The organism is Streptomyces sp. NPDC107522 (genome assembly GCF_055657525.1).
Genome location: NZ_JBVKAU010000026.1, coordinates 16,910 through 41,135, shown reverse-complemented (window position 1 = coordinate 41,135; position 24,226 = coordinate 16,910). Strand labels below are relative to the sequence as shown.

The window sequence follows — 24,226 nt, the reverse complement described above, 5'->3', positions numbered from 1 at the left end:
CCGGCCTGCGTTCAGTCGTCGAAGTGAGTCTTCGAGCCCGCGGTGGACGTCGTGGTCCCCAGCTCCCGCAACAGTGCATGATCACAGGCGGCTATCCGCCCGTCACGCAGCACGTTCAACTGCAGACCGGAGTCATAGACGTACGGAGCGGTGGCCTCCAACTCCGCTGCCGGCCGTGCGTAGTTGAGCGCGAACGGTTGCATCGTCTCTCCCTCACAGGTGCTGCTCCGAACGAGCCTGATCACCCGGCGCCGCCCCTCGGTCCGTCGACGCCCCTTGGCTTTCACTTACTTAAACGAATCGAACGCGTGGTTGGTTTCCTTACTTTCTGTAATCAACGGCGTCGGGCGGTCCGGTCTGGGGGGAATGGCGCAGGGTACGCAGTGCCAGCAGGAGCACGCCGATGTCGTCCAGATACACCGGATCGGGCACCAGATCGGTCGGCAGCACGAAATACAGCAGGGCACCCCAGAACACCCAGCGCGGTCCGGTCGGCAGTCCCGCGCGCCGCATCATGCGCCGTGTGCGCACGAGCCGCACGAACACCCCGACGGCCACGGCGAGCAGGACGGCCGCGAGGGCCACGGCGGCGACGATCAGTGTGGTGGTCGACTTCACGGACCCTCCTTCTGCGGGGGTGCGCACCACACGCACTGCTGGTCGGATTCCCCCTTGCGGCGAACGCATTGCATGACAGCGGTCACCCGACGCATCCCGTCACCCGTCAGGACGGAAGACGCGGCATCGGCCCGGCCACCTGCCTGGCCAGGTGCGTGAACCGTCCACCCCGGCACTGGAGTGAACACACTCGACGCAGTACGCGCCCTGTAGGAGTCCTGCGCAGCCGCCGTACGCACGCGGCGCACGGGCCCGCACACGGGTGCCCGTGCTTCTCCCGCCGCCGCTAGCGGTCCGGCGTCTCCGCCGGCTTCTCGACGGCCTTGCCTTCCTGTGCACCGTCCCCGCCGGAGGCGGCCTTGCGCGGCCGGGCGGTGCTCTTCAGGCGCTCGAAGGTCCGGGTCAGCTGCTGAAGGGGGGAGGTCGGCGGGGCCGCCAGTGGTCGGGGCGACGCCCCGCTCACGGTGTCGGCGGACTCCCGGTAGGCGGCCAGCGCCGCGTGCGCCTGCTCGGCCGCCTCCCGGTACAGGTCGCGGGACTTCGTCATCGCCTCGAGCGCCTCGGCGTACATCGCCACCAGCTTGCGCTCGCGGGCGAGCTCCTCCGCCGGCGTCAGCAGCCGCCAGTCCTCCCGAAGGGCGGTGACAGCCTCCTCGCCGCCGTCCGGCAGGGGCCGCTGCAGCGCGGCGAAGCGCGTCACGGCATGGATGAGGTCGACCGGCTCCGAGCCGTCGAGGAAGACGGTGCGTACGGCGAAGTCGTCCGCGTCGTAGTCCGACGGCACGGGAGCCCCGGGCAAGACCACGGCGCCTCCGCGCGGCACCTGCACGTCGAAGTCCCGCAGGGCCCAGTTCACGACACGCAGCTGACTCGGCGCGGCCCGGTGCTCGACCACGCGGTGCCGCAGGCTCGGCGGCAGCATCCCGGCCAGGGGCACGCGACCGCGCCGGTCCGGGGTCATGGCCTCGTGGACGACGACGTGGATGCTCCAGCCGTCGCGGGCGGCGTCCCGCAACACGCGCCGTACGGCCTTGTCGTCCGACGGGAGCGGGTTGATGTCCCGCAGGCGCAGGCCCGTGACCGCCTCGTGGTCCCAGGCCGCGTCCGGCTCCTGCGGCCAGAACATGGCGGCCGGCGACGGCCACCGCGGGTCCCACGGGGTCTCCGCCTCCGCGGCCAGCACCCACTCCTGCCCGTCGCCGGACCCCGGCTCGAGGGTCAGCCGGGCCCGCACGGTCACCGACCCGGCGACCCGCCACCGGGCCTCGAAGAGCTGCCGCCGGGCGCCCTCGGCCTCGGGCACCTCCACGGAGTCGTCCAGGAAGTCGTCGATGACCCCGTCGTCCTTGAGCTGCCGCAGACTGAGCCGGAGTATGTCCTCCGCGGCGGGTCCGAGGTGGCGGCCACGGGCCAACCACACCGAGGGCGGGGTCGTGGGGCGGGCGCTGGGGGAGCTGGGCATCGGTCCATCTGTGGGCGGGGGCACGTGCGCGTACCAGTATCGTCGCCGCCGGTGGATGTCGATCAGGCGGGGTCCGCACACGGGGTGTGCGCGGTCCGCACAGCTCAACTGCCGCTCACTCGTGGCCCGGACCACCTCAGGTCATGACAATGACTCGGTGAGCAGGACCCGCCCACCATCCGCATTGGGGCGGGTCCTGCTCACGCGCGGCTGCGAACGGTCAGCCGTGGTAGGTGATGTAGCCGTTCCCGTCCGGGTCGCTGCCGCTCTTGGTGTACGAGTGCAGGTCGGCGCCGGCGCCCGAGGGCTTGTAGAGCTTGATGGTGTCCTTGTCGTTGTTCCACAGGAAGTTGCAGTTGTCGCGGTACACGACGTTCCCGCTGTCGGAGTCGGTGCCGTGGCCGCCCCGGAGCTTCACGTAGTCACCGGGCTGGAGATAGTGGTTCGCGGTGAAGACGAACTTGTTGGTGCTGCTGGCGTCCCGCACGACGTAACCCTTGAGGTTCACGGTTGTGCTCGACGAGTAGTTCTTGATCGTCAGGTATTCCTCGTCGGTGTTGCCGGTGGAGCAGTTGTTGGAGTCGCGGCCGGGGGCGTCGTACTGGATGCCCTTGATCTTCAGCGCGGACGAGTACTCGGTGGCCTGGGCCGGCACGGCGGACAGCGCGGCGAACGCGCCGGCCGCGACGGCGGTTGTGGCGAAATGACGTATGCGCATGGAGAAACATCCCCCCTGTGTGGAGCTTCTGTGAAGATCAGGAGTGTAGGCATCGCACGCGCGTGCTGGGGCGACTTCACCGAAATGTGAGACGCGGGCGGGTCAGTGGGGGTAAGCCCTCGGTGGTCGCTGATCGGTCAGCTCGTCGCGGAACTCCGCGATGACCGAGCTGATCTGGCGCATGAGCGTGGTGTGCTCGAGCCGGTCGAGATAGAGATTGCGCCGGGCGAGGGCGGGCGCGTCGACGCAGAAGTACTGCGCCATGAGGGGGTTGACGAACAGCTCGCTGTCCTTGGTCCGCTCGGTGAACCGCACGTCGCCGAATTCGCCCCGTACGGCGGCGGCGACGCAGCCCTGCACGATGCTCGGGTGGTCCGGCGTGCTTCGCTGGGCGTGCTCCACGGCGTCGAGATACAGGCGCCCCTCGCGGCTGTCGCGCGGCAGCGAGAAGGCGCCGAGGTAGCCGCCCTCGCGGTCCAGCGCGGCAAGGTTCTCCAGCGCCAGGGAGTGGTTGACCCCGTGATAGGCGTCCACTCCGAAGCCGAGACACGCCACCAGCCGCACGGGAACCTCGTCGAGCCCGGCCACGGCGGCCAGACTGGCCATGTCCTCCTCCGGTGTGCCGAGGCCGTTCTCGTCACCGCGCATCAGGATGTCGGTCCCGCCGTCGACCAGCACGACGGCGTCCACCCCGCCCAGATGCTCCAGAAGCGCACGGTAGGCGGCCCTGAGCGGTCGGACGCCGGTGAGCGGGAACGCGTACACCGTGTCCGGCAGGCCCTGTCGGCCGAGCCACTGCGCGAGGGTGCGCTCGGGGAAGTAGTCGCCGCCGGCCGCGGTGTCCGGGCGTATCGCGGCGACGTCGGGGTCCACCCACACGTCGAGTCCGAGCCCGTACAGGTCCGAGAAGGACAGATTGGCCAGCTGGACGTCCTTGCCGGCCGCGCGCAGCGCGAGGCCCAGCGGGACACCGGCGTACACGTCGAAACCGCCGCCCGCACCGGCGACGAGGACCCGCCGCGCAGCGCGCAGCCGGGTGAAGAACGGGGGCTCCAGAAGTGAGAACACCGGGGGACGCTAACAGGTGGCGATCACCGCTCCCCACCGCTCGCGTCGCGGACTTCGCCGAACAGTGAGGTGGTGATCGCGCCCGCCTCGCATACTTGCTGTCGTGGCCACCTATGACGCGCTCGGTGTGACGTATGCCCGGACCCGACAGCCCGATCCGCGGATCGCCGCGCAGATCCACGCTGCACTCGGGGACGCCGAACACGTGGTCAACGTCGGAGCGGGCAGTGGCTCGTACGAACCACCGCAGACGGTCCTCGCGGTCGAACCCAGCCGGGTCATGATCACCCAGCGTCCGCCGGGTGCCGCTCCAGCGGTGGAGGCCGTCGCAGAACATCTCCCGCTGCGCGACGACGCCGCCGATGCCGTGATGGCCCTGCTGACCGTCCACCACTGGGCCGACCTGAGGGCCGGAATCGGAGAACTGCGCAGGGTCGCCCGCCGCCGCATCGTCATCCTGACGTGGGACCAGCACATCTTCCGCGAGCGGTTCTGGCTCGTACGCGACTACCTCCCCGAGGCAGCCGCGCACGACGACACCCGCGCCGTTCCCACGGACCAGCTGCTTGACCTGCTCGGCGGCGGACGCCAGGAACCGGTCCACGTCCCCCACGACTGCGTCGACGGCTTCGGCGCCGCGTACTGGCGCCGTCCGCACGCCTACCTCGACCCGTCCGTGCGCGCCGGGATCTCCATGCTGGCCCAGACCGGAGACGACGCGCTCACGCCGGGGCTGACCCGGCTCGCGGACGACCTGAAGACCGGCCGCTGGCACAGGCGTTATGCCGAGCTGTGCACACTCGACACCATGGACGTCGGTTACCGGCTGCTCGTGACCGACCTCTGACCGGCAGCGAGCCGATCCGGGGGGTGAGTGTCAGGCATGGTCCCCTCGCGGCCCGGCTTCCTGGAGGCGGGGGAAGAGCGGGTGCGCGGGCGGCAGAGTTCCCTCGACGGGCGTGACTTGCCCGGCGATCCGCGTGGCGGCGTCGGGGATGAAGGGCTGCAGCTCGTCGGCCAGGACGCGGCATGCGGTGACCAGCGTGGCGAGGACGGCGTCGAGGCGTTCGGCTGCATTGGCGTTGCCCTGCCGTTCCGCTCGGGCCAGTTCCCAGGGGCGGGTGGTGTCGATGCAGCGGTTGGCCTCTTCCACGATGCTCCACGCGGCGCCCGCGGCACGGCGGAAGTCGAAGCCGGCCAGCGCGGCATCGATCCCGGCGGGCGCCTTCCCGCACACGTCCAGCAGCGGCGCCACGGCGAACAGATCGGTGCCGGGAGCGGGCACGGTCCCGCTGCGGTAGCGGTGGACCATCGTCACGATGCGGTGGACGAGATTGCCCAGCCCCCCGGCGAAGTCCGCGTCGGCGCGGGCGATGAGACGGTCGGCTGTGAAGTCGGCGTCCCCGACGCGGGGGACGTCGCGCAGCAGCCACCAGCGCACCGCGTCGGTGCCGTAGGCGTCGGCCAGGGCGGCCGGGTCGACCGTGGTCCCGCCGGACTTGCTGATCTTGCGGCCGCCGACGGTGAGGTAGTCGTGGACCAGGATGTCGGTGGGCAGCGGCAGTCCGGCCGACAGCAGGATGGCGGGCCAGTACACCGCATGGAAGCGCACCACGCCTTTGCCGGCCAGGTGGATGCGGCGTTCGCTGCTCACCCACCACTGCTCGTACAGGGGGTCGCCGGTACCGTAGCCGAGGCTGGTGACGTAGTTGGCCAGTGCGTCCCACCACACGTAGACGACCTGGGAGGGGTCGTCGGGCACGGGGATGCCCCAGCCGCGGGCGCGGGTGTGGGAACGGGAGACGGAGAAGTCGTGCAGTCCGCTCCCGATCAGGGCGAGGACTTCGTTGCGGCGGGCGGCGGGCTCGATGCGCAGGGCGCCGCCGGCGATCAGGTCGTGGAGCCGGTCGGCGTAGCGGGACAGCCGGAAGAACCAGTTCTCCTCCGTGACGAGTTCAGGTTCCGTGCCGTGCTCGGCGCAGCGGCCGTCGGTCAACTCGTCCCCGGTATAGAACTGTTCGCAACCGACGCAGTACAGGCCCTCGTACTCCTCGCGGTAGAGGTCGCCCGCGGCGGCGCACTGCCGCCACAGGCGCTCCACACCGATGCGGTGGCGCGGGTCGCTGCTGGTGCGGATGAAGTCGTCGAGCGACAGCGCCAGGGGGCCGCGCAGGGCGGCGAACGCCTCGGCGTTGCGATCGACCAGCGCCTGTACGTCGATGCCCTCGGCCTCGGCAGCCAGGACGTTCTTGAGGGAATTGTCGTCGGTGCCGCTCAACAGCCGCACGTCGCCGCCGCGTCGGCGGTGGTGGCGGGCCAGCGTGTCGGCCTGGACGAGTTCCAGGGCGAAGCCCAGATGCGGACGTGCGTTGACGTACGGGATCGTCGTGGTGACGTAGTGGCGGGGTGCGGTCATCGGGAACCTCCTGTCAGGGAGACAGGGCCCGGTTCGTACAGCCACGTCGAGGCCCCGTCCCCGGGGCCTCGGATCGGTCACGCGTCCATGCTCAGCAGCCCCGTGAGCGGGGCATCATCCGGTGCTGAGGCGAAGGCGTGATCATGGAACCGATGTTAACCGCCGGTCCTGCGGCCCGGCATGCGATTTTTCGCCCGTCGGCACAGTGACGGCTCGGCAGGTCATCCGGCCTTGTGGCGCTGGTAGTGGCGGGCGACGCGCACTCGGTTGCCGCAGCGGGCGGCCGAGCACCAGCGGCGGCGCGGATGGGTGGGCAGGAAGAGCATCACGCAGTCGTCGGCCTCGCACTTGCGGATCTTGGTCACGGCCGGGTCGGCCAGCAGTCCGGCGGCGGCCTCCGCGAGGCAGGCGGCCAGTCGTCGGCCCGGTGAGCCGTCGCGTCGGCGCGTCGCGGTCACCCCCGACCCGTCCCACGCGAGTTCGTCGATCGCCGGCGCGGCACGCTGCGTCCGGTTGAGCGCCTCCAGGTCGGTGGCCAAGGGCTCGTCGCCCCGGCGTACGCGGTCGAGAGCGCGGGCGGTGTGCTCCCGTACGGCCTGCACGGCGGTCAGGTCCGCCGCGGTGACCTCCTGCGGCACCTCGTCCGGGAGGCGGTCGGCCTGCAGGGCCCACCAGGCCCGCAGGTCGCGCGGCGTCGCGAGCGCGTCGCCGACGGCAGAACGGGTGTTGACCAGGTCCAGCGCCAGCGGTTCTCCGGTCAGCGGTACGAGATCACTCATGGAACTAACGCTACATCGGCTCCTTGACGCGTTAGATCGGCGGGGGCTATATCTAATGCATCAATCGGCAATCAAAGGATTAGTCATGCTTGTGCCGACCACCCGCGCCCTCCACCGCCACGTCGAGGTCGACGGCGTCCGCGTCTTCTACCGGGAGTCCCTCCCCGAACGGGCCGACGCCCCCGTACTGCTGCTCCTGCACGGCTTTCCGTCCGGTTCCCACCAGTTCCGCAGCCTCATCGACGTGCTCGGCTCGCACTACCGGCTGATCGCCCCGGACTACCCCGGCTTCGGGCACACCCACGTCCCGGACGGCTTCACCTACTCCTTCGACGAACTCGCCGACATCACCGAAGGGTTCGTCCGGCACATCGGACTCGAGAAGTTCGTGATGTACGTCTTCGACTTCGGCGCACCCGTCGGCTTCCGCATCGCCGAGCGCCACCCCGAGTGGATCGCCGGGCTGGTCGTGCAGAACGCCAACGCCTACGAGGAGGGCCTCTCGGACGCCGCCCGCGGACTCATCGGCCTGACCCCCGACACCCCTGGCGCCCAGGACGCCGTCCAGGGCCTGCTCACTCTCGACGGCACCCGCAGCCAGTACGAGACCGGCGTCACCAGCCCCGACCTCGTCGCCCCGGACGGCTGGACTCTCGATCAGCACTTCCTCGACCTGCCGGGCCGCAAGGAGGCTCAGCAGGCGCTCCTCTTCGACTACCGCTCCAACGTCGAGCGCTACGCCGGCTGGCAGGCGTGGCTGCGCCGGCACACCCCGCCCACCCTCATCACCTGGGGGACCGGCGACCCCTTCTTCACCGAGGCCGGGGCACGCTCCTATCTGCGTGACCTGCCCGACGCCGAACTCCACCTCCTCGTCACCGGTCACTTCGCGCTCGAGACCCATCTGCCGGAGATCGCCCCGCTGATCGCCGACTTCCTGGACCGCGCCTGGAAGTGAGGGCGAGCGGGCGGGCCGGCGTCAGGCGGGCGAGGGCGGGGCCGGACGGGGTTCTGGCGATGCGCGGTCCGTCCGCCTGTGTGCGCCGACACATGAGAGGGCCGGGGATGAATCCCCGGCCCTCTCGGTGCTTGCCTGTGCTCGCCTGTGTGCTTACGCGCCGCTCTCCCGGAGCATGTCCTCGTGTTCGACGATCTTCACGCGCTCACGGCCCTGGGGCTCGCCCAGCGCCTTCTCGGCGGCGTCCAGCTTGTACCAGCCCTCCCAGGTGGTGAAGCGGATCTCGCGCTCGGCGAGGAACGCCTCCACGGCCTCCGGCTCCGGCGAACCCGGAGTCTGCAGACGGCCGTTCGCGAAGTCGTCCAGCAGGTTCGCCACCGTCTCGTTGGCGTCGCCCTTGGTGTGGCCGATGAGGCCGACCGGGCCGCGCCGGATCCAGCCGGTGACGTACGTCGACTGCAGGTGCTCGCCGGATTCCTGGATGACCCGGCCGCCCGCGTCCGGGACTGTGCCCGTCTCGATGTCCCAGGGCAGTTTGGGGAGTTTGTCGGACAGGTAGCCGACCGCGCGGTAGACCGCGGTGACGTCCCAGTCCTTGAACTCGCCGGTGCCCTTGACGTTGCCGGTTCCGTCGAGGGCGGTGCGCTCGGTGCGCAGGCCGACGACCTTGCCGTCCTCGCCGAGGATCTCCGACGGCGACTCGAAGAAGTGCAGGAACAGCTTGTGCGGGCGGTCGCCGATGTCGCGGATCGCCCAGTTCTCCAGGGTCTTGGCGACCATGTCGGCCTGCTTGTTGCCGCGCCGGGTCTCGATCGAACCCTCGTCGTAGTCGATGTCCTCGGGGTCGACGATGACCTCGATGTTGGGGGAGTGGTCGAGCTCGCGCAGCTCCATCGGGGAGAACTTCGCCTGCGCCGGGCCGCGGCGGCCGAAGACGTGGACCTCCAGCGCCTTGTTGGCCTTCAGGCCCTCGTAGACGTTCGGCGGGATCTCCGTCGGCAGCAGCTCGTCCGCCGTCTTGGCCAGGATGCGGGCCACGTCGAGCGCGACGTTGCCGACGCCCAGCACGGCGACCTTCTCCGCCTCGAGGGGCCAGGTGCGCGGCACGTCCGGGTGGCCGTCGTACCAGGAGACGAAGTCGGCGGCACCGTACGACCCGTCGAGGTCGATGCCGGGTATGCGCAGCTCGCGGTCGGCCGTCGCGCCGGTCGAGAAGATCACGGCGTCGTAGAACGCGCGCAGGTCGTCCAGGCTGATGTCGTTCGGGTAGTCGACGTTGCCGAAGAGGCGGATCTGCGGCTTGTCGAGCACCTGGTGGAGGGCCGTGATGATGCCCTTGATGCGGGGGTGGTCGGGAGCGACGCCGTAACGGATCAGTCCGAACGGCGCCGGCATGCGCTCGAAGAGGTCGATGGACACACCGGGTTCGGCGGCCACCTCGGACTTGAGCAGGGCGTCGGCGGCGTAGATCCCGGCGGGGCCGGCTCCGACGATGGCTACCCGCAGGGGGCGGGGCATGATCAGGTTCCCTTCGAGCGGCGATAGATCGACTCGACGGGAAGCCTAAACTAAGGCAAGCCTAAGTCGGTACGCGGGTCCGGCCTATGAGCTCATAAACGTGATCTATGAGCAGAGTCTGCGGGGGCATCGCAGCCCAAGTGGCCTCAGGGCACCGGCTGTTCGGCCCAGATCACCTTGCCCGCGGGCAGGTACCGGGTGCCCCAGCGGTCGGCGAGCTGCGCGACCAGGAACAGACCGCGGCCGCCCTCGTCCGTCATGGTCGCGTAGCGCAGATGCGGCGAGGTGCTGCTGCTGTCGAAGACCTCGCAGATCAGGCTGCGGTCGCGCAGCATGCGGACGCGGATGTTGTCACCGCCGTACCGGATCGCGTTGGTGACCAGCTCGCTGAGGATCAGCTCCGTCGTGAACTCCAGCTCCTGCAGCCCCCACTCCTGAAGCGTCCTGGTCACGGCGGAGCGTATCTGAGCGACGGCCGCCGGGTCGGAGGGCACCTGCCACTCGGCGATCCGGTCGGGCCCGAGCGCCTGGGTGCGGGCCACGATCAGCGCGATGTCGTCGCTCGGCCGGTCCGGCAGCCGGGCGTCCAGGACGGCCTGGCAGGTCTCCTCCGGGGTCCGGCCGGCCCGGGCCAGCGCGGCACGCAGCAGCTCCAGACCCTCGTCGATGTCGTGCTCGCGGTCCTCCACGAGCCCGTCCGTGTAGAGCACGAGCCGGCTGTCCTCGGCCAGCTCCAGCTCGGCCGTCTCGAACGGCAGCCCGCCCAGGCCCAGCGGTGGACCGGCGGGCACGTCGGGGAACTCGACGCTGCCGTCCGGCCGGATGAGCGCCGGCGGCGGATGGCCGGCGCGGGCGATGGTGCACCGCCGGGCCACCGGGTCGTAGATCGCGTACAGACAGGTCGCGCCGGTCACCGGAGCGCTGTCGCCCTCCTGCGCCTCGTCCTGGTCGATACGGGCGACCAGCTCGTCGAGGAGCGCGAGCAGTTCGTCCGGCGGCAGGTCCAGGGCGGAGAAGTTGTGCACGGCCGTACGCAACCGGCCCATGGTGGCCGCCGCGTGCAGCCCGTGGCCGACGACGTCGCCCACCACCAGCGCGACGCGGGCGCCGGACAGCGGCAGCACGTCGAACCAGTCGCCGCCCACGCCGGCCTGCGCCGGCAGATACCGGTAGGCGATGTCCAGGGCGTTCTGCTCCGGCAGGCTGCGAGGCAGCAGGCTGCGCTGCAGGGTCACCGCCATGCTGTGCTCGCGGGTGTACCGGCGGGCGTTGTCGATGGAGACCGCGGCCCGGGCGACCAGCTCCTCGGCGAGCGCGACCTCGTCGGCGTCGAACGGTTCGGCCTTCTGCGACCGCCAGAAGCTGACCACGCCCAGCACCAGGGATCCCGCCCTGAGCGGCACCGCGATCAGTGAGTGGATGCCGAAGTCCACGACCTGCGCCGACCGTTCCAGATCCTGGGCACGCCAGCCCGGGGCCGCCGCCAGCCGCGGCTCGATCACGGCGTGCCCGTCGTCGAGCGCGCGGCCCTGCGGCGAGGAGTCGACGAACCGGATCTGCTCGCCCACCGGATACAGCGGCGCGTCCTTGCGTATCCCGCTGCACGCCGTGCGCCGCAGCCGGGTCGCCGCCTCCGGCTGCCCGCCCGCCAGCACCGCGTCGAACAGGTCGACCGTGGCGTAGTCCGCGAACCGCGGCACCGCCAGCTCCGCCAGTTCCTCGGAAGTGCGGGTGACGTCAAGGCTGGTGCCGATCCCCACCCCGGCGTCGTACAGCATGTTCAGCCGCTCGCGGGCCTCCTCGGCCCGGCCGGACAGGGCCCGCAGCTCCGTCGAGTCGCGGAGCGTGGCGACGCTGCCGGACGGCTTGCCCCTGAGGTGGGTGGGGCGCTGGTTGACCGCCAGCAGCCGGTCCCCCACCAGGTGCACCTCGTCGGTGGCCGTCCGGCCGGAGTCCAGCAGTTCGGCGGTGTCGGGGGAGAGGCCGAGGTCGCGCACCCGGCGCCCCTCGGCGTCCTCCGGCAGGTCGAGCAGGCGGTGTGCCTCGTCGTTGGCGAGCAGCAGTCGCCCCTCGTCGCCGACGATGATCACGCCCTCCCGTACGGCGTGCAGCACGGCGTCGTGGTGCTCGTACATGCGGGTCATCTCGTCCGGGCCCAGGCCGTGCGTCTGCCGCAGCAGCCGCCCGCTGACCAGCGCCGTGCCCCCCGTGGACAGGGCGAGCGCCACCGCCGCGGCGGTCAGCAGGAGCGGCAGCTGCCGATCCGCCGTACCGCCCACGGTCGCCTTCGTCACCCCGGCCGACACCAGCCCGACGACCCGTCCGTCGGGTGCCTTGACGGGCACCACGGCCTGCACCAGCGGCCCGATGGTGCCGGTGATCTCCTCGGTCACGACACGCCCCGCCAGCGCGGGCGCGATCGTCCCGACGAACTTCTTCCCGATGCGGTCCGGCTTGGGATGGGTGTAGCGGATCCCCTCGGTGTTCATGACGACGATGAAGTCCACGTCCGTCGCCTCGCGCGCCGCCTCGGCCCGCGGTTGCAGCACCGCACTGGGATCCGGGCTGTCGAGCGCCTCCCGGGTGCCCGGCGCGTTGGCGAACGCCTCGGCGACGGCCACCGAACGGTTGCGGGCCTCCTGCGTGGTGTCGTACCGCACCTGCAGCACCAGCGCCACTACGGCGGCGACGACCAGCAGCAGCACGATCACCACCTGCAGCAGGAACACCTGCCCGGCGACGCTGCGCCCGCCCACCGCCGACCGCAGCCTGGAGAACCGGCCCCTACGCCGGCTCTCGGCCAGCGCGGCGGACGGTGTCCTCCCTTCGGACACGCCACGGAAGCGGTCTGGCGCAGACCGTGCGCGCAGACCGCTGGGACGACGGGCCGACCGGGCCCCGGATCGACCCACGAGTCGGACCATGTGCCCATGTCTACACTGCCGCGCCTCAGGAGGCGAGAGACGTCACAGACCGTGACAGGACCCGCTCCTTCTCCCACACGACGATCACAGAACGGGTACGGCGACTTCCGGCAACTCCCGTACCCGCGGCGGGGTTACGGCGAGGGCTGCGCCGCCCGAGCAGGGCTCCCGCGCGACCCGGGCACCCTCACTTCCGGCGCAGCGGCGCGGCACGCCGCGTGGCGAGCAGCAGGGCGATGTCGTCGGGGCGGTCCGGGGTGTGCCGGGCCTTCGCGGTGAGCCGGTCGGCCACGCCCGCCAGCGACCGCCCGCCCGCGCGGGCGGCAGGGGCACCGGTCCGGGCCAGCGCCACCCGCAACGCGCTGATGCCGTCGTCGATGTCGGCACCGGGGCGCTCGACCAGCCCGTCCGTGTACAGAGCCAGGACGGCGCCGGGCTCCATCCGCAGCTCCGCCACCGGATAACGGGCCTCGGGGTCCACGCCGAGCACCACATCGCCGGGCAGGTCGACGACCTGCGTACGGCCGTCCGGGCGGCGCAGCAGCGGCGGCAGGTGCCCGGCCACGGCCGCCCGCGCGACACCGGTCGCCGGATCCAGCCGGATGTAGCAGCAGCTCGCGAACAGGCCCGAGTCGAGGTCGATGAGCAGGCGATTGGTGCCGCTCATGACCTCGTCGGGCGGCCGGTCGCCGACGGCGAAGGCGCGGACGGCGGTGCGCAGCTGGCCCATGGTCGCCGCCGCCTGCACCCCGTGCCCCTGCACGTCGCCGATCACCAGGGCGATCCCGTCCCCGGCGGTGACGACGTCGTACCAGTCGCCGCCCACCTCCATGCCCTGGGTGCCGGGCAGATAGCGTCCGGCGGTCTCCATCAGCGGATGCTGCGACAGCCGCCGCGGGAGCAGTGCCTGCTGCAGGCCCCGGGCCAGCGCGGCCTCGCTCTCGTAGCGCCGCGCCTTCTCCATGGCGTGCGCGATCAGCCCCGCCATGGCGGTCAGCACCGTCCGTTCCTCGGTGCTGAAACTGCGCGGCCGGTCGAAGCCGAGGATGCAGGAGCCGACGGGACGCCCGGAGGCGATCAGCGGCAGGAAGGCCCGGGCGCCCTCCGTCGCGTCCAGCGCGATGCCCGGATAGGCGTCGGCGAGCTGCTGCATCGAGTCGAAGAACAGCGGGCGCCCGCTCGTCAGCGTCTCGACGCCGGGCAGCCGGGCATCCAGCCCCACGCCCTCGAACGGGGCGAGGAACCCCTTGGGGAAACCGGTCTCCCAGGCCAGATAAAGATGCCGCTCCTGCAGCAGGTAGATGGCCAGCCGGCGGCCGCCGAACGCGGGCAGCAGCTCCCGCATCACCACGGCGGACACCTGACGTGCCGTGACCGCCTCCGTCAGCGCGATGGCGAGGACGATGGGGCGGTACAGGGGAGACAGCGACGGCGCGCCGACCGGCTCCGGCGAGGCCTGCGCGTCCGGGAGCCCGGACGGGCTGTCGGTCACCCGGTGTCCCGGGCGGAGGGTGCAGGTCAGAAAGTCCGGACCGGGATACACGGACAGGGCCAGCCAGTCGCCCCCGAACGGGCGGGCGTCGGCGGGCTCACGCCCATGGGCGGACGGTCTGCGGACATGGAAGTGCACCGGATCCGGGGACAGCAGCGCCCCGCGCAGATGATCCTCGACCGAGGGCTGGTCCAGCCACGGCACGCCCTCCCACAGCGGTCGGCCCAGCAGCTCGGTGCGGGGCCGGCGCAGCAGCGCAGCCGCCCGCGGATTCGCGTAGACGACCGCACCCAGCCGGTCCAGGCAGAACACACCGTCCGGCAGCAGATCGGCCGCCGCGTCAGCCACTGTGCTCGGCCCCGGATCGAGGACGACACCGCGTACGGTCGCCGCCCCGGAGCGCGCCGGGTCGTCGTACGGCCCCCAGACCTCGACCAGTCGCAGCGCACCGTCCGCGCCGTGCGCGTACAGCGGCAGCGCCGGTGACCGGCCCTTGGCCGCCTCGCGCAGCGCCGCCAGGATCGGCTCCGCGTCACCGGGGGCGAGGGCCTGCGCGAAGCCCTCCACCGTGCCGTCGGCTTCCTCCGCGGCGCGGCCCAGGACGAGGTTCAGCCGCTCGTCCGCCGTCACGGCACCCGTCGCCGGATCCCAGGAGAACCGTCCGAGGCGCCCCGAGGGAGGGCGGCCGGCGGGCGGCCGGACACACTCCGGCCCACCCTCCCAGGACACCGCCGAGGCGTCCTCGTCCGCGAGCTTCTCCAGCGCCGCGCCCAGCTCCTCGGCCAGCCGCGCCATGCGTTCGCGCGCGGACAACAGCTCGGTGGAGTCCGCCGCCGAGGGCCGCAGCACGCTCAGCACGCCGAACACGGTCGAGCCGGCCGCGACGGGGACGTGCACGGACCCGAACTGGAAGGGCAGGCCGGCCGCGAACTGCGGATAGCGGCGCATCGTCTCCGTCGCGTTGGGCAGCACCACCTCGACGCCGAGCCGATAGGCGTCCGCGACGGGGAACGGCCGGTCCACGTGCATCCGCCACCACGGCCGGAACAGCGGCCCCGGCAACCCCTCCAGCACGGCCAGCCGCAACAGCCCGGGCGTGCGTGAGCGCAGGTAGACACCTCCCGCGTAGCCACCCGCCGCGCTGATCGCCTCCGCCGAGGCATCGATCAGCAGCGCCGCCAGCCTGCCGGGCGTCCGCTCTGCGCCTTCGGCGCTCCCAGTCATCGGCCCTACCTCGTCCGTACGCCATCACGCGTGCGACACAGCAAGAATGCGCCACGACGTACCTTGCCCGCACCTGGGGCGGCTCGACCAGGGGGCGGGCCCTGCCGCTTCTGCGCCCTCGCACCTGCCCGAACCCGAAACCGTGCAGCGGTCCTGCCCGTTGTCGGTACAAGGCCCGAGCCCAGGAGGACACATGGAGTACTACGACCTCGGCACGCACACCCGCCCGGTGAGCACGTCCTCCGCCCAGGCGCAGCTCTGGTTCGACCGCGGGCTGACGTGGACGTACGCCTTCCACCACGAGGAGGCCGTCGCCTGCTTCGAGGCCGCCGCCGCGGCGGACCCCGACTGCGCCATGGCCCACTGGGGCATCGCCTACGCCCTCGGCCCGAACTACAACAAACCCTGGGAGTTCTTCGACGAACGGGACCTGGCCCGCACCGTCGACCGCACCCACGCGGCCGTGGAGCTGGCGCACCGGAAGGCGCAGACCGCCACCCCCGTCGAACAGGCGCTGATCGCCGCACTACGCGCCCGCTACCCGCAGGCGAAGGCCGTGGAGGACTGCTCGGTCTGGAACGCCCCGTACGCCGACAGCATGCGCGCGGTCTACGAGCTCGCCCCCGACGACCCGGACATCGCCACGCTGTACGCCGACGCCCTGATGAACCTCACTCCCTGGCAGCTGTGGGACCTCAGGAGCGGCGAACCGGCCGAGGGCGCGCGCACGGTGGAGGCCAAGGCCGTCCTCGACCGCGCCCTCGCCACCGACGCGGGACGCGGCCACCTCGGGGTGGTCCACATGTACATCCACCTGATGGAGATGTCCCCGACGCCCGAGGCGGCCCTGCCCGTCGCGGACCGTCTGCGCGGCCTGGTGCCGGACGCCGGGCACCTGCACCACATGCCCTCGCACCTGGAGGTGCTGTGCGGCGACTACCGGCGGGTGGTCTCCGACAACACCCGGGCGATCGAGGCGGACGAGAAGTACCACGCCCGGGCGGGGGCGATGAACTTCTACACCCTGTACCGCTCGCACAACTACCACTTCAAGATCTACGGCGCGATGTTCCTCGGCCAGTCCCAGGTCGCCCTGGAGACCGCGGCGCAGCTGGAGGCGTCCATCCCGGAGGACCTGCTGCGGGTACCGAGCCCGCCCATGGCCGACTGGCTGGAGGCCTTTCTCGCCATGCGGGTCCACGTCCTGATCCGCTTCGGCCGCTGGGACGACATCCTCCAGCTGCCCCTGCCCGCCGACCCCGAGCTGTACTGCATGACGACCGCGATGCTGCACTACGCCCGCGGCGTGGCACTGTCCGCGACCCGTCGCGTCCGGGAGGCGGAGGCGGAACGCCGGCTCTTCCGCGAGGCGGTCGCCCGGGTCCCCGAGACCCGCATGCTCTTCAACAACACCTGCGCCGACATCCTCGCGATCGCCTCGGCGATGCTCGACGGCGAACTGGAGTACCGCAAGGGCGACCACGACGCCGCCTTCGCCGCCCTGGAACGCTCCATCGAGCTGGACGACAACCTCCCCTACGACGAACCCTGGGGCTGGATGCAGCCCACGCGGCACGCCTATGGCGCCCTGCTGCTCGAACAGGGGCGTGTCGAGGAGGCCGAGGCGGTCTACCGCGCCGACCTCGGCCTCGACGGCTCGCTCCCGCGCCCCCTGCAGCATCCCGGCAACGTCTGGTCACTGCACGGCCTCCACGAGTGCCTGATGCGCCTGGGCCGGACCGGGGAGGCGCAGCTGGTGGCCCAGCAGCTGAGGCTCGCCGCCGCGCTGGCGGACGTACCGATCGAGGCCTCCTGCTTCTGCCGGCTCGACACCGTCCGAGCGGCCGCCGACGGGGACGGTTGCTGCGCCGAGTGAGGGGGCGGCCGGGTGGTCCTCGGGACGTGGACGCGCGCGCAGACTCGGCGCCCCCCGTCACGCCCGCCCGTGCGCCTCCTGTGAGCGTCGCGCCAGTGCGTCGATGACCACGGCGGCGAAGAGCACCCCGCCCGTGATCATGAACTGGACGGCGGTGGGGGTGTCCGTGATCACCATGCCCGAGGCGATCGACTGGATGACCAGCATGCCCAGCACCGCGGACCACGTGGTGCCGCGTCCGCCGAACAGGCTGGTGCCACCGATGACGGCCGCCGCGATGGCGTTCAGGAGCAGCAGGCCCGAGCCCGCCCCCTGACTCACCGAGGTGATGCGCGAGGCGAGGAAGAGGCCGCCGAGCGCGGCCATGGTGCCGGAGACGGCGAGGACCGCGGTCTGCACCTTCGTCACGCTGAGGCTGGCGCGCCGGGCCGCCTCGATGCTGCCGCCGAGCGCGTAGACCTGCCGCCCGTAGTGCGTGCGGCGCAGCACGATGTCGAGGCCGGCCACCACCACGAGGAAGATCAGCAGGGCGAGGGGCAGGCCCTGGAACCGGTTCAGCAGGTATGCGGCGGTGAACGCGACCGCCGCGAGGGCAGCCGTTCGCACGATGATGCCCCGGAGCGTGCGGTGCGGCATGCCCACGGCCTTGCGCCGCAGCCTGTCCTGGTAGGTCACGACGAAGACCACGCCCGTGCCGACCGCCGCCAGGGCGTAGGCGGCGGCATCGTGGGAGAAGTAGTGGCTCGTCAGCTTGGCGACCAGCCCGGTCTCGTCGAGGTTGACGGTGCCACTGGTGCCGAGGATGTAGAGCATCAGGCCGTTCCAGGTCAGCAGCCCCGCCAGGGTGACGACGAAGGCGGGCACGCGGGTCTTGGCCACGGAATAGCCCTGGACGGTTCCCGCCACGGTGCCGGCGAGCACCGCGATGATCAGGGCGAGCCATTCCGGCACGCCGTTGTTCACGTTCAGCACCGCGAAGACAGCGGCGGCGAGGCCGCTGATCGAGCCGACCGACAGGTCCAGCTCACCGATCAGCAGGACGAAGACGATGCCGACCGCGATCAGGCCCGTGCCCACGATGTCCACGCTGAGGTTGGACAGGTTCCTCGGTGACAGGAAGCTGTCGTTGAGGGACTGGAAGGTGATCCAGACGGCGGCGAGGACCAGGACGACCGGGAGCGAGCCCAGTTCGCCGGCGCTCAGTTTGCGCCGCAGGACGGCGACCCCGCTCTCCACGACCTGGGCGAGGGCCGCCGCGCGGGGCGGCCGGCGGGCCTCGGCGGTGGGCGCGGTGGGCGCGGCCCGTGAGCTGTCCGCCTCGCTGTGCATGCCTTTCACCACCCTGCCTCCCGGTGGGCCATCCGGCGGGGCACGTTCTCCGTGGCGCCGGTGATGGAGGCGATGATCTGTTCCTGCGACGCGGTGTTCACGTCGAAGAAGCCGTTGTTGCGGCCGAGGCGCAGTACGGCGGCGCGGTCCGCGAGAGCCTTCACATCGCCCATGTTGTGGCTGATGAGGAGCACTCCCAGACCTCGGTCGCGCAGCTGGTCCACGAGGTCCAGGACCTCGCTGGTCTGCTCGAATCCCAGCGCCGCGGTCGGTTCGTCCAGCAGGAGGACGCGCGGGTCGCCGAGGAGCGAGCGGGCGATGGCGACCGTCTGCCGCTGGCCGCTGGACAGGGAGACGACGGGGGCGCGCAGATCGGGGACCCCCCTGGTCAGACGCTCCAGCAGGTGACTGGTGCGGCGTTCCATCTCGACCTCGTCGAGGAACCCGAACCTGCGGATCTCCCGGCCGAGGAAGAGATTGCCCACGACGTCGAGGTTTCCGCACAGCGCCAGGTCCTGGTAGACGGTGGCGATGCCGAGGTCCCGGGCGTCGTGCGGGCGCCGGATCTGGACCGGGCGGCCCTCCCACTCGATGACGCCCTTGTCCGCCGGGGTGACTCCGGAGATCACCTTGACCAGAGTGGACTTGCCGGCCCCGTTGTCGCCCAGCAGCGCCACGACCTGGCCCGCGCGGACCTCCAGCTCGATGTCGGTGAGGACCTCGACGACCCCGAAGCGCTTGCACACGCCGCGCAGCGTCAGCAAGGGGGGACTCGGCACGAAGACCATCTCCTTCCCACGACCGGTCCGGCGCCCCGAACCGGTCGGTCAGGTGAGTCCGGCCCTGGCACAGGCGGCGTCGAGTTGCGGAGTGCAGATCTGCTCGACCGTGTACACACCGTCCTTCACCACGGTGTCCTCGACGGTGCCGACGGTCACGGACACCGGCGTGAGCAGGACGGCCGGAACGGTGCTCCCCGAGCTGGTCCTCACCTGGTCCGTGGCGACCTTCTCGAGGCTTTCGCCGCGGGCCGCGGCCACGGCCAGCGCGGCTCCGGCGGAGGCTTCGGGCGCGAACGGCTTGTAGACGGTCATGTACTGCTCGCCGGCCAGGATGCGCTGGACGGCCCCGAGCTCGGCGTCCTGCCCGGTGACGGGGGGCAGCGGGTCGACCTTGTTGGCCTTGAGGGCGGAGATGCTGCCGGCCGCGAGTCCGTCGTTGGCGGCGTAGACCCCGTCGATGCTGTCGGCGCCGAGGGCGGAGATGGCGCCGGACATGTTCATGTTGGCGATCTCCGTTCTCCACTGACGGGTGTCGTACTCCTTGGCGATGTCCACCTTGCCCTCGAGCTCGGCCAGGGCGCCCTTCTTGAACGCCACCGCGTTGGGGTCCGTGGGGTCGCCGTTCATCATCACGATCCGGGCGCCGGCCGCCCCGGCGCCCATGGCCGTCAGCAGCGCGCTGCCCTGGAGCCTGCCGACCTCCTCGCCGTCGAAGGAGGCGTAACCCGAGATGGGGCCCTCGGCGAGGCGGTCGTAGGCGATGACGGGGATGCCCGCCTCCGCCGCCTTCGCGACCGTGGGGCGCACTGACCTGGCGTTGACGGCGACGAGCAGAACGGCGTCGACGCCCTCGGCGATCATGGAGTCCATCTGGGCCTGCTGGATGGCCACATCGTTCTTGGCGTTGGCGTGCTCGACCTCGCAGTCCCGGCACAGCTTCCTGATCTGCCGGTCGAGCAGCGGCCTGTCGTTCGTCTCCCAGCGGGCCGTGGTGGAGTCGGGCAGCAGCACACCGATCTTGATCTCGTTGCCCCCGCCGGAGTCGCTCCCGCCGTCCTCCCCGCAGGCAGCGAGCGCAGCGGCCGTGGCGGCCGCGGTCACAGCGGCGACCGCCCCCCGTACGCAGGCCTTCATGCGAGGGACCTCCAGCCGCGATGTCGGCGCCGGGCATCCACCCGGGACATACTGCAAGAAATGCGGCAAGACGACTATGTCGTAAGTGTGACACCGGCCGCGGTCGACTGCGAACTCGGCCGACAGGGGGTCCCGCTGAAGCCGAAACAGTGCTGATCTGTCTGCTTTGCCCGCATATGAGACGCTGGTAGCTGAGCCCCCCGATCTCAGTCTGTCGGCACCTGTGGCCCGGGCAGGAGGAAGGTGCGGACATGCGTCATGACGGCCGTGCCCGGGCCGGCGTCTCGCAGCTCCCGGCCTCGGAGGCCGGGGCGGCGAGCACCGGTTCACCGCCTCCGGCGCGAGAGGACGCACCGGGGGAGCGGGCCCTGGCGTTCGCCGGAGCGGCGTTGGCGGCTGTCTATGTGCCCGGCGCCGGGGATGAGGAGCTGCGGCTGGTGGAGACGGCTGGGCCCGCCGTTTCCCGGCACGGCCTGCCGGAGCAGCTGCCCCTGTCCGGCAGTTCACCCGCCGCACAGGCCTTCCGCACCGACCGGCCGTTGTGGCTGAACCCCGCGGCCCTCGCCTCCTTCGAAGACGGGCCGACACCGCCGGCGGCACAGACGTCCCTCGGTGCGCTGCCCCTCAGGGCGGAGGGCAGACGGCTGGGCTGCCTCGTCGTGGTGGGAGTCTCCGCCGACGGGTTCGAGGCCGGCCAGCAGCGCTTCCTGGAGCGGTACGCCGACGCGGTCGCCGACCTCCTGCGGGCCGGGACCGACCGCCCCGCACCGTCGTCGCTGCTGGGTCTCGCCCTGCGCGCGCTGCGCGTCGGCTCCTTCGTCCTGGTGCCGGACACCGGTGTGATCGACGCGGACGAGATGCTGCTCGAGCTGGTCGGCATCACACCGGACGACTTCGACGGCAAGGCGGACACCCTGCTCGCGAACGCCCTCCCGGAGGACATGCACGCGCTGATGTCGGTCCTGGAGCCGTCCACTCCCGCGTTCGCACGCCGGGAGCTGGAGTTCCGGGTCCGCCATCCCACGGGTGAGGTGCGCTGGCTGAGTCTGACGTGCCGGGTGGCGGCGAGCTCCGACGACCGGCCGCAGCAGGTGCTGGGCGTGGTGACGGCGACCTCGGTGCAGCGCCGCAGCTCCGACGACGTGTCCCGCATCCAGTGGCTGACCGCCGCACTCGACGACGCCGCGACGGTCGACGACGTCGGCCGCGTGGTGGTCACCGCGCTGCGCGAACCGCTGGACGCCGACCGCGTGGCGCTCGCCGAACTGCGCGAGGACCGGCTGGTGGTCATCGTGCTGGACCCGCCGCAGCCCGCCGCCTGGCCGCAGACCTGGCGTTCCGAGTGGCGGTCGGAGTGGCCCGACGCCCCCGTCCGCGCCCTGCCCACCCTCCAACTGGCGCTGCGGGACGGCCGTATGGATCTGTGGCCCGCCGGCACGGCCCTCGAACCCGGACTCGCGGGCATCGGCGCCGGCGGCCTGGCCATCCTGCCGCTGCCCGCCAAGGGCGGGGTCGTCGGCGTGTGCCTGGTCGGCTGGGACCAGCCGCACGAGTTCGCCACCGAGGAGCGGTCCGTGCTGACCGCGACCGCGGCGCTGATCGGGCAGGCGCTGGAGCGTGCGCACGCGTACGACGCCGAGCAGGAGCTCGCGACGATGCTCCAGCGCAGCCTGCTGCCCCGGCGCCTGCCCGAACTGCCCGGCGGGACGGCCGTCGCCCGCTATCTGCCCGCCCGGCGCGGGCTCCAGGTCGGCGGCGACTGGTACGACGTCATCGTCATCTCCGAGGACCGGGTGGCCCTGGTCATCGGTGACGTGCAGGGGCACAGCGCGGGAGCCGCGACGATCATGGGCCAGATGCGCACCGCGGTCCGGGCCTACGCGGTGGAGGGCCACCCGCCGGACGTGGTCGTCTCCCACGCCAACCGGCTGCTCGTCGGCATGGAGACCGATCTGTTCGCCACCTGCTGCTATGTCGAACTGGACATGGAGGAGGGCAACGCCCTGTTCGTCCGGGCGGGGCACCTCGCCCCGCTGGTCCGCCACCCCGACGGCACCACCGAGGAGATTCAGGTCGAGGGAGGGCTCCCGCTGGGCGTGCTCGCCGAGGCCGAGTTCCCCATGACCGCGGTGGCGCTGACCCCCGGCACGGTGCTCGCCCTGGTCACCGACGGCCTGGTCGAGGCCGCCGACCTGCCCCTGGACGAGGGCATGGACCGGACCCGCACCGCGCTCGCCACGGCCGAGCCGTCCGACCCCGGGCGGATGGCCGACGAACTGCTCGGCGACGCCGGCCGTCGCGAGGACGACGTCGCGCTGCTGCTGCTGCGCTACGACGGTATGACGGCCCGTCCGATCCGGTCCGGCTGGGTGGTGTGGCGGCTGCCCGACGCCGTCATGCACGCCCGCCGGTTCACCTCGCGCACGCTGCGCCGGTGGAAGGTCGGGGAGGCCGCCGACGCGGTACTGCTCGTCGTGTCCGAACTGGTCACCAACGCCCTGGTCCACACGCAGGGCCCGGTCCGCCTCGACCTGATCCTGCGCGGGGACCGCGTGCGCGTCAGCGTGAGCGACGCCTCTCCACGGGCGCCCGCCAAGCCGGTGATCGTCGACTGGGAGTCGACCGGCGGGCGGGGCCTGCTGCTGGTCGAGGCCATGTCGGAGACCTTCGGTTCCGTGCCGGTGGCCGGCGGCAAGCAGGTGTGGAGCGAGATCCGCGTGCCGCGCCGCGAGCCGGTCGCCGCGGAATCGGCGCCCCGGACGGACGGCGAGGGCCCGTCATGAGGGGGGCCCGAACCCGGTTGAGGCACGTCGTCGCGGGGCTCGTCGCGGGACTCATGACGGTGTCCCTGACTGCCTGCGGCGGAGACGACGAGGCGGGCACGGACAGTTTCACCATCGGCCTGCTGCTCCCGAACCGGGTGACTCCTCGCTGGGAGAAGTGGGACAAGCCGCTGATCGAGCAGCGGCTGAAGGAGCTGTGTCCCGGCTGCACCGTGGAGTACGCCAACGCGGAGGGCGACGCGGCGAGGCAGCGGCAGCAGATGGTCTCCATGATCACCAAGGGGGTCAGGGTGCTGATCCTCGACCCCGCCGACAGCAAGGCGATGCGCTCCTCGGTCCAGGAGGCACGCAGAGCGGGTGCTTCGGTCGTCGCCTATGACCGGCTCGCCGAAGGACCGATCTCGGGCTATGTCAGTTTCGACGGCGCGCAGGTCGGCAGGCTCCAGGGCGAGGCGCTCCTGGAGGCCATGGCGGGCCGCGGGGACATCGTCATGATGAACGGCGACCCGACCAGCGCCAACGCGGCATGGTTCCGCCGGGGCGCGCTGTCCGTCATCGCGGGCAAACTGAAGATCGTCAGGTCGTACGACACCGTGGCCTGGAGCGCCGACGACGCCCACGCCAACATGTCCGCCGCCATCGCGGCCCTGGGCGCGGACCGGATCGACGGCGTCCTGGCGGCCAACGACTCCATCGCCGCCGGAGCCATTTCCGCTCTCAAGAAGGCCGGTGTCAGGAAGCTGCCCCCCGTCACCGGTCAGGACGCCGACCTCGACGCTGTCCAGCGCATCGTCACGGGCGAGCAGTACATGACGGTGTACAAACCGTTCACGGCGGAAGCCGCCGCTGCCGCCGACATGGCCGTCGCCCTGGGGCGTGGCGAGGACGTCCGGGACACGACGGCCACGACGACGATCGACAGCGCCACCACCGAGGACATCCCGGCCGTACTGCTCACTCCGAGAACGGTGAAGGTCGGCGACATCGAGGGGACACTCGTCAAGGACGGCGTGTACACCATCGAGCAGATCTGCCCCGGCAAGCTCCGGCCGGCCTGCGCCCGGGCGGGACTCTCCCCCTGACAGACGGACCTTCGGGCAGGCGGGCGGCGGAACACGTCCGCCACCCGCCTGCCCGGGGGAGCC

Annotated in this window: 18 protein-coding genes; 5 read left to right on the top strand and 13 right to left on the bottom strand. The window is 71.7% G+C overall.

What is annotated here, in order from left to right; translation table 11 throughout:
• Positions 1–11: 11 nt before the first annotated feature.
• The 5 genes from tgmA to ACZ7L6_RS41135 form a co-directional block, all read right to left on the bottom strand.
• The gene (tgmA, locus tag ACZ7L6_RS41155; RefSeq protein ID WP_398826463.1) at positions 12–203 is read right to left on the bottom strand and encodes a putative ATP-grasp-modified RiPP; all 192 of its coding nucleotides are present in this window, start codon (positions 201–203) and stop codon (positions 12–14) included.
• Between the two features lie 118 nt (positions 204–321).
• Positions 322–618, bottom strand: coding sequence for a YkvA family protein (locus ACZ7L6_RS41150; protein ID WP_471933257.1), 297 nt, complete (start codon positions 616–618; stop codon positions 322–324).
• 286 nt (positions 619–904) lie between these two features.
• Positions 905–2,080 (bottom strand): hypothetical protein, encoded by a 1,176-nt coding sequence (locus ACZ7L6_RS41145; RefSeq protein WP_471933255.1) that lies wholly within the window; start codon positions 2,078–2,080, stop codon positions 905–907.
• 220 nt (positions 2,081–2,300) lie between these two features.
• Positions 2,301–2,798: a lamin tail domain-containing protein gene (locus tag ACZ7L6_RS41140; RefSeq protein ID WP_471933253.1), complete on the bottom strand. Its 498-nt coding sequence runs from the start codon at positions 2,796–2,798 to the stop codon at positions 2,301–2,303.
• A 102-nt stretch (positions 2,799–2,900) separates the two neighbouring features.
• Positions 2,901–3,866: a DUF1152 domain-containing protein gene (locus ACZ7L6_RS41135; protein WP_471933251.1), complete on the bottom strand. Its 966-nt coding sequence runs from the start codon at positions 3,864–3,866 to the stop codon at positions 2,901–2,903.
• A gap of 103 nt (positions 3,867–3,969) precedes the next feature.
• On the opposite strand from ACZ7L6_RS41135, the gene ACZ7L6_RS41130 reads away from it, so the two are divergent.
• Positions 3,970–4,713, top strand: coding sequence for a methyltransferase domain-containing protein (locus tag ACZ7L6_RS41130; RefSeq protein WP_471933249.1), 744 nt, complete (start codon positions 3,970–3,972; stop codon positions 4,711–4,713).
• Positions 4,714–4,743: 30 nt separating this feature from the next.
• Here the strand turns inward: ACZ7L6_RS41130 and metG are convergent, their stop codons facing one another.
• Both metG and ACZ7L6_RS41120 read right to left on the bottom strand, forming a co-directional pair.
• Positions 4,744–6,282, bottom strand: a complete 1,539-nt coding sequence (metG, locus tag ACZ7L6_RS41125) for a methionine--tRNA ligase (RefSeq protein ID WP_471933247.1) — start codon at positions 6,280–6,282, stop codon at positions 4,744–4,746.
• 221 nt (positions 6,283–6,503) lie between these two features.
• On the bottom strand, positions 6,504–7,061 hold the full coding sequence (locus ACZ7L6_RS41120; RefSeq protein WP_471933245.1) for a CGNR zinc finger domain-containing protein: 558 nt from the start codon (positions 7,059–7,061) through the stop codon (positions 6,504–6,506).
• A gap of 85 nt (positions 7,062–7,146) precedes the next feature.
• Between ACZ7L6_RS41120 and ACZ7L6_RS41115 the strand changes: the two genes are divergently transcribed.
• Positions 7,147–8,019 carry an alpha/beta fold hydrolase gene (locus ACZ7L6_RS41115; RefSeq protein WP_471933243.1) on the top strand — a complete coding sequence of 291 codons (873 nt, stop codon included), beginning with the start codon at positions 7,147–7,149 and terminating at the stop codon, positions 8,017–8,019.
• A gap of 153 nt (positions 8,020–8,172) precedes the next feature.
• Here ACZ7L6_RS41115 and ACZ7L6_RS41110 read toward each other — a convergent pair whose 3' ends face one another.
• The 3 genes from ACZ7L6_RS41110 to ACZ7L6_RS41100 form a co-directional block, all read right to left on the bottom strand.
• On the bottom strand, positions 8,173–9,537 hold the full coding sequence (locus tag ACZ7L6_RS41110; protein WP_471933241.1) for an FAD-dependent oxidoreductase: 1,365 nt from the start codon (positions 9,535–9,537) through the stop codon (positions 8,173–8,175).
• A gap of 146 nt (positions 9,538–9,683) precedes the next feature.
• On the bottom strand, positions 9,684–12,461 hold the full coding sequence (locus tag ACZ7L6_RS41105) for a SpoIIE family protein phosphatase (RefSeq protein ID WP_471933239.1): 2,778 nt from the start codon (positions 12,459–12,461) through the stop codon (positions 9,684–9,686).
• A gap of 187 nt (positions 12,462–12,648) precedes the next feature.
• Positions 12,649–15,177 (bottom strand): SpoIIE family protein phosphatase, encoded by a 2,529-nt coding sequence (locus ACZ7L6_RS41100; RefSeq protein ID WP_471933237.1) that lies wholly within the window; start codon positions 15,175–15,177, stop codon positions 12,649–12,651.
• A gap of 193 nt (positions 15,178–15,370) precedes the next feature.
• Here ACZ7L6_RS41100 and ACZ7L6_RS41095 point away from each other — a divergent pair, with 193 nt between their 5' ends.
• Positions 15,371–17,053 carry a tetratricopeptide repeat protein gene (locus tag ACZ7L6_RS41095; RefSeq protein ID WP_471933235.1) on the top strand — a complete coding sequence of 561 codons (1,683 nt, stop codon included), beginning with the start codon at positions 15,371–15,373 and terminating at the stop codon, positions 17,051–17,053.
• Positions 17,054–17,110: 57 nt separating this feature from the next.
• On the opposite strand, the gene ACZ7L6_RS41090 is transcribed toward ACZ7L6_RS41095, so the two are convergent.
• The 3 genes from ACZ7L6_RS41090 to ACZ7L6_RS41080 are packed head-to-tail and all read right to left on the bottom strand — an operon-like array spanning position 17,111 to position 20,298.
• Positions 17,111–18,382, bottom strand: a complete 1,272-nt coding sequence (locus tag ACZ7L6_RS41090; RefSeq protein WP_471933233.1) for a sugar ABC transporter permease — start codon at positions 18,380–18,382, stop codon at positions 17,111–17,113.
• Between the two features lie 5 nt (positions 18,383–18,387).
• Complete coding sequence (locus tag ACZ7L6_RS41085) at positions 18,388–19,170, bottom strand: ATP-binding cassette domain-containing protein (protein WP_471933231.1); 783 nt, start codon at positions 19,168–19,170, stop codon at positions 18,388–18,390.
• A 39-nt stretch (positions 19,171–19,209) separates the two neighbouring features.
• Positions 19,210–20,298, bottom strand: coding sequence for a substrate-binding domain-containing protein (locus ACZ7L6_RS41080; protein WP_471933229.1), 1,089 nt, complete (start codon positions 20,296–20,298; stop codon positions 19,210–19,212).
• A 251-nt stretch (positions 20,299–20,549) separates the two neighbouring features.
• Here ACZ7L6_RS41080 and ACZ7L6_RS41075 point away from each other — a divergent pair, with 251 nt between their 5' ends.
• Together ACZ7L6_RS41075 and ACZ7L6_RS41070 are read left to right on the top strand one after the other, a co-directional pair.
• Positions 20,550–23,081 (top strand): SpoIIE family protein phosphatase, encoded by a 2,532-nt coding sequence (locus tag ACZ7L6_RS41075; RefSeq protein ID WP_471933227.1) that lies wholly within the window; start codon positions 20,550–20,552, stop codon positions 23,079–23,081.
• Positions 23,078–24,163, top strand: a complete 1,086-nt coding sequence (locus tag ACZ7L6_RS41070) for a substrate-binding domain-containing protein (protein WP_471933225.1) — start codon at positions 23,078–23,080, stop codon at positions 24,161–24,163. Before ACZ7L6_RS41075 ends, ACZ7L6_RS41070 begins: the two co-directional genes overlap by 4 nt.
• The last annotated feature ends 63 nt before the right edge of the window (positions 24,164–24,226 follow it).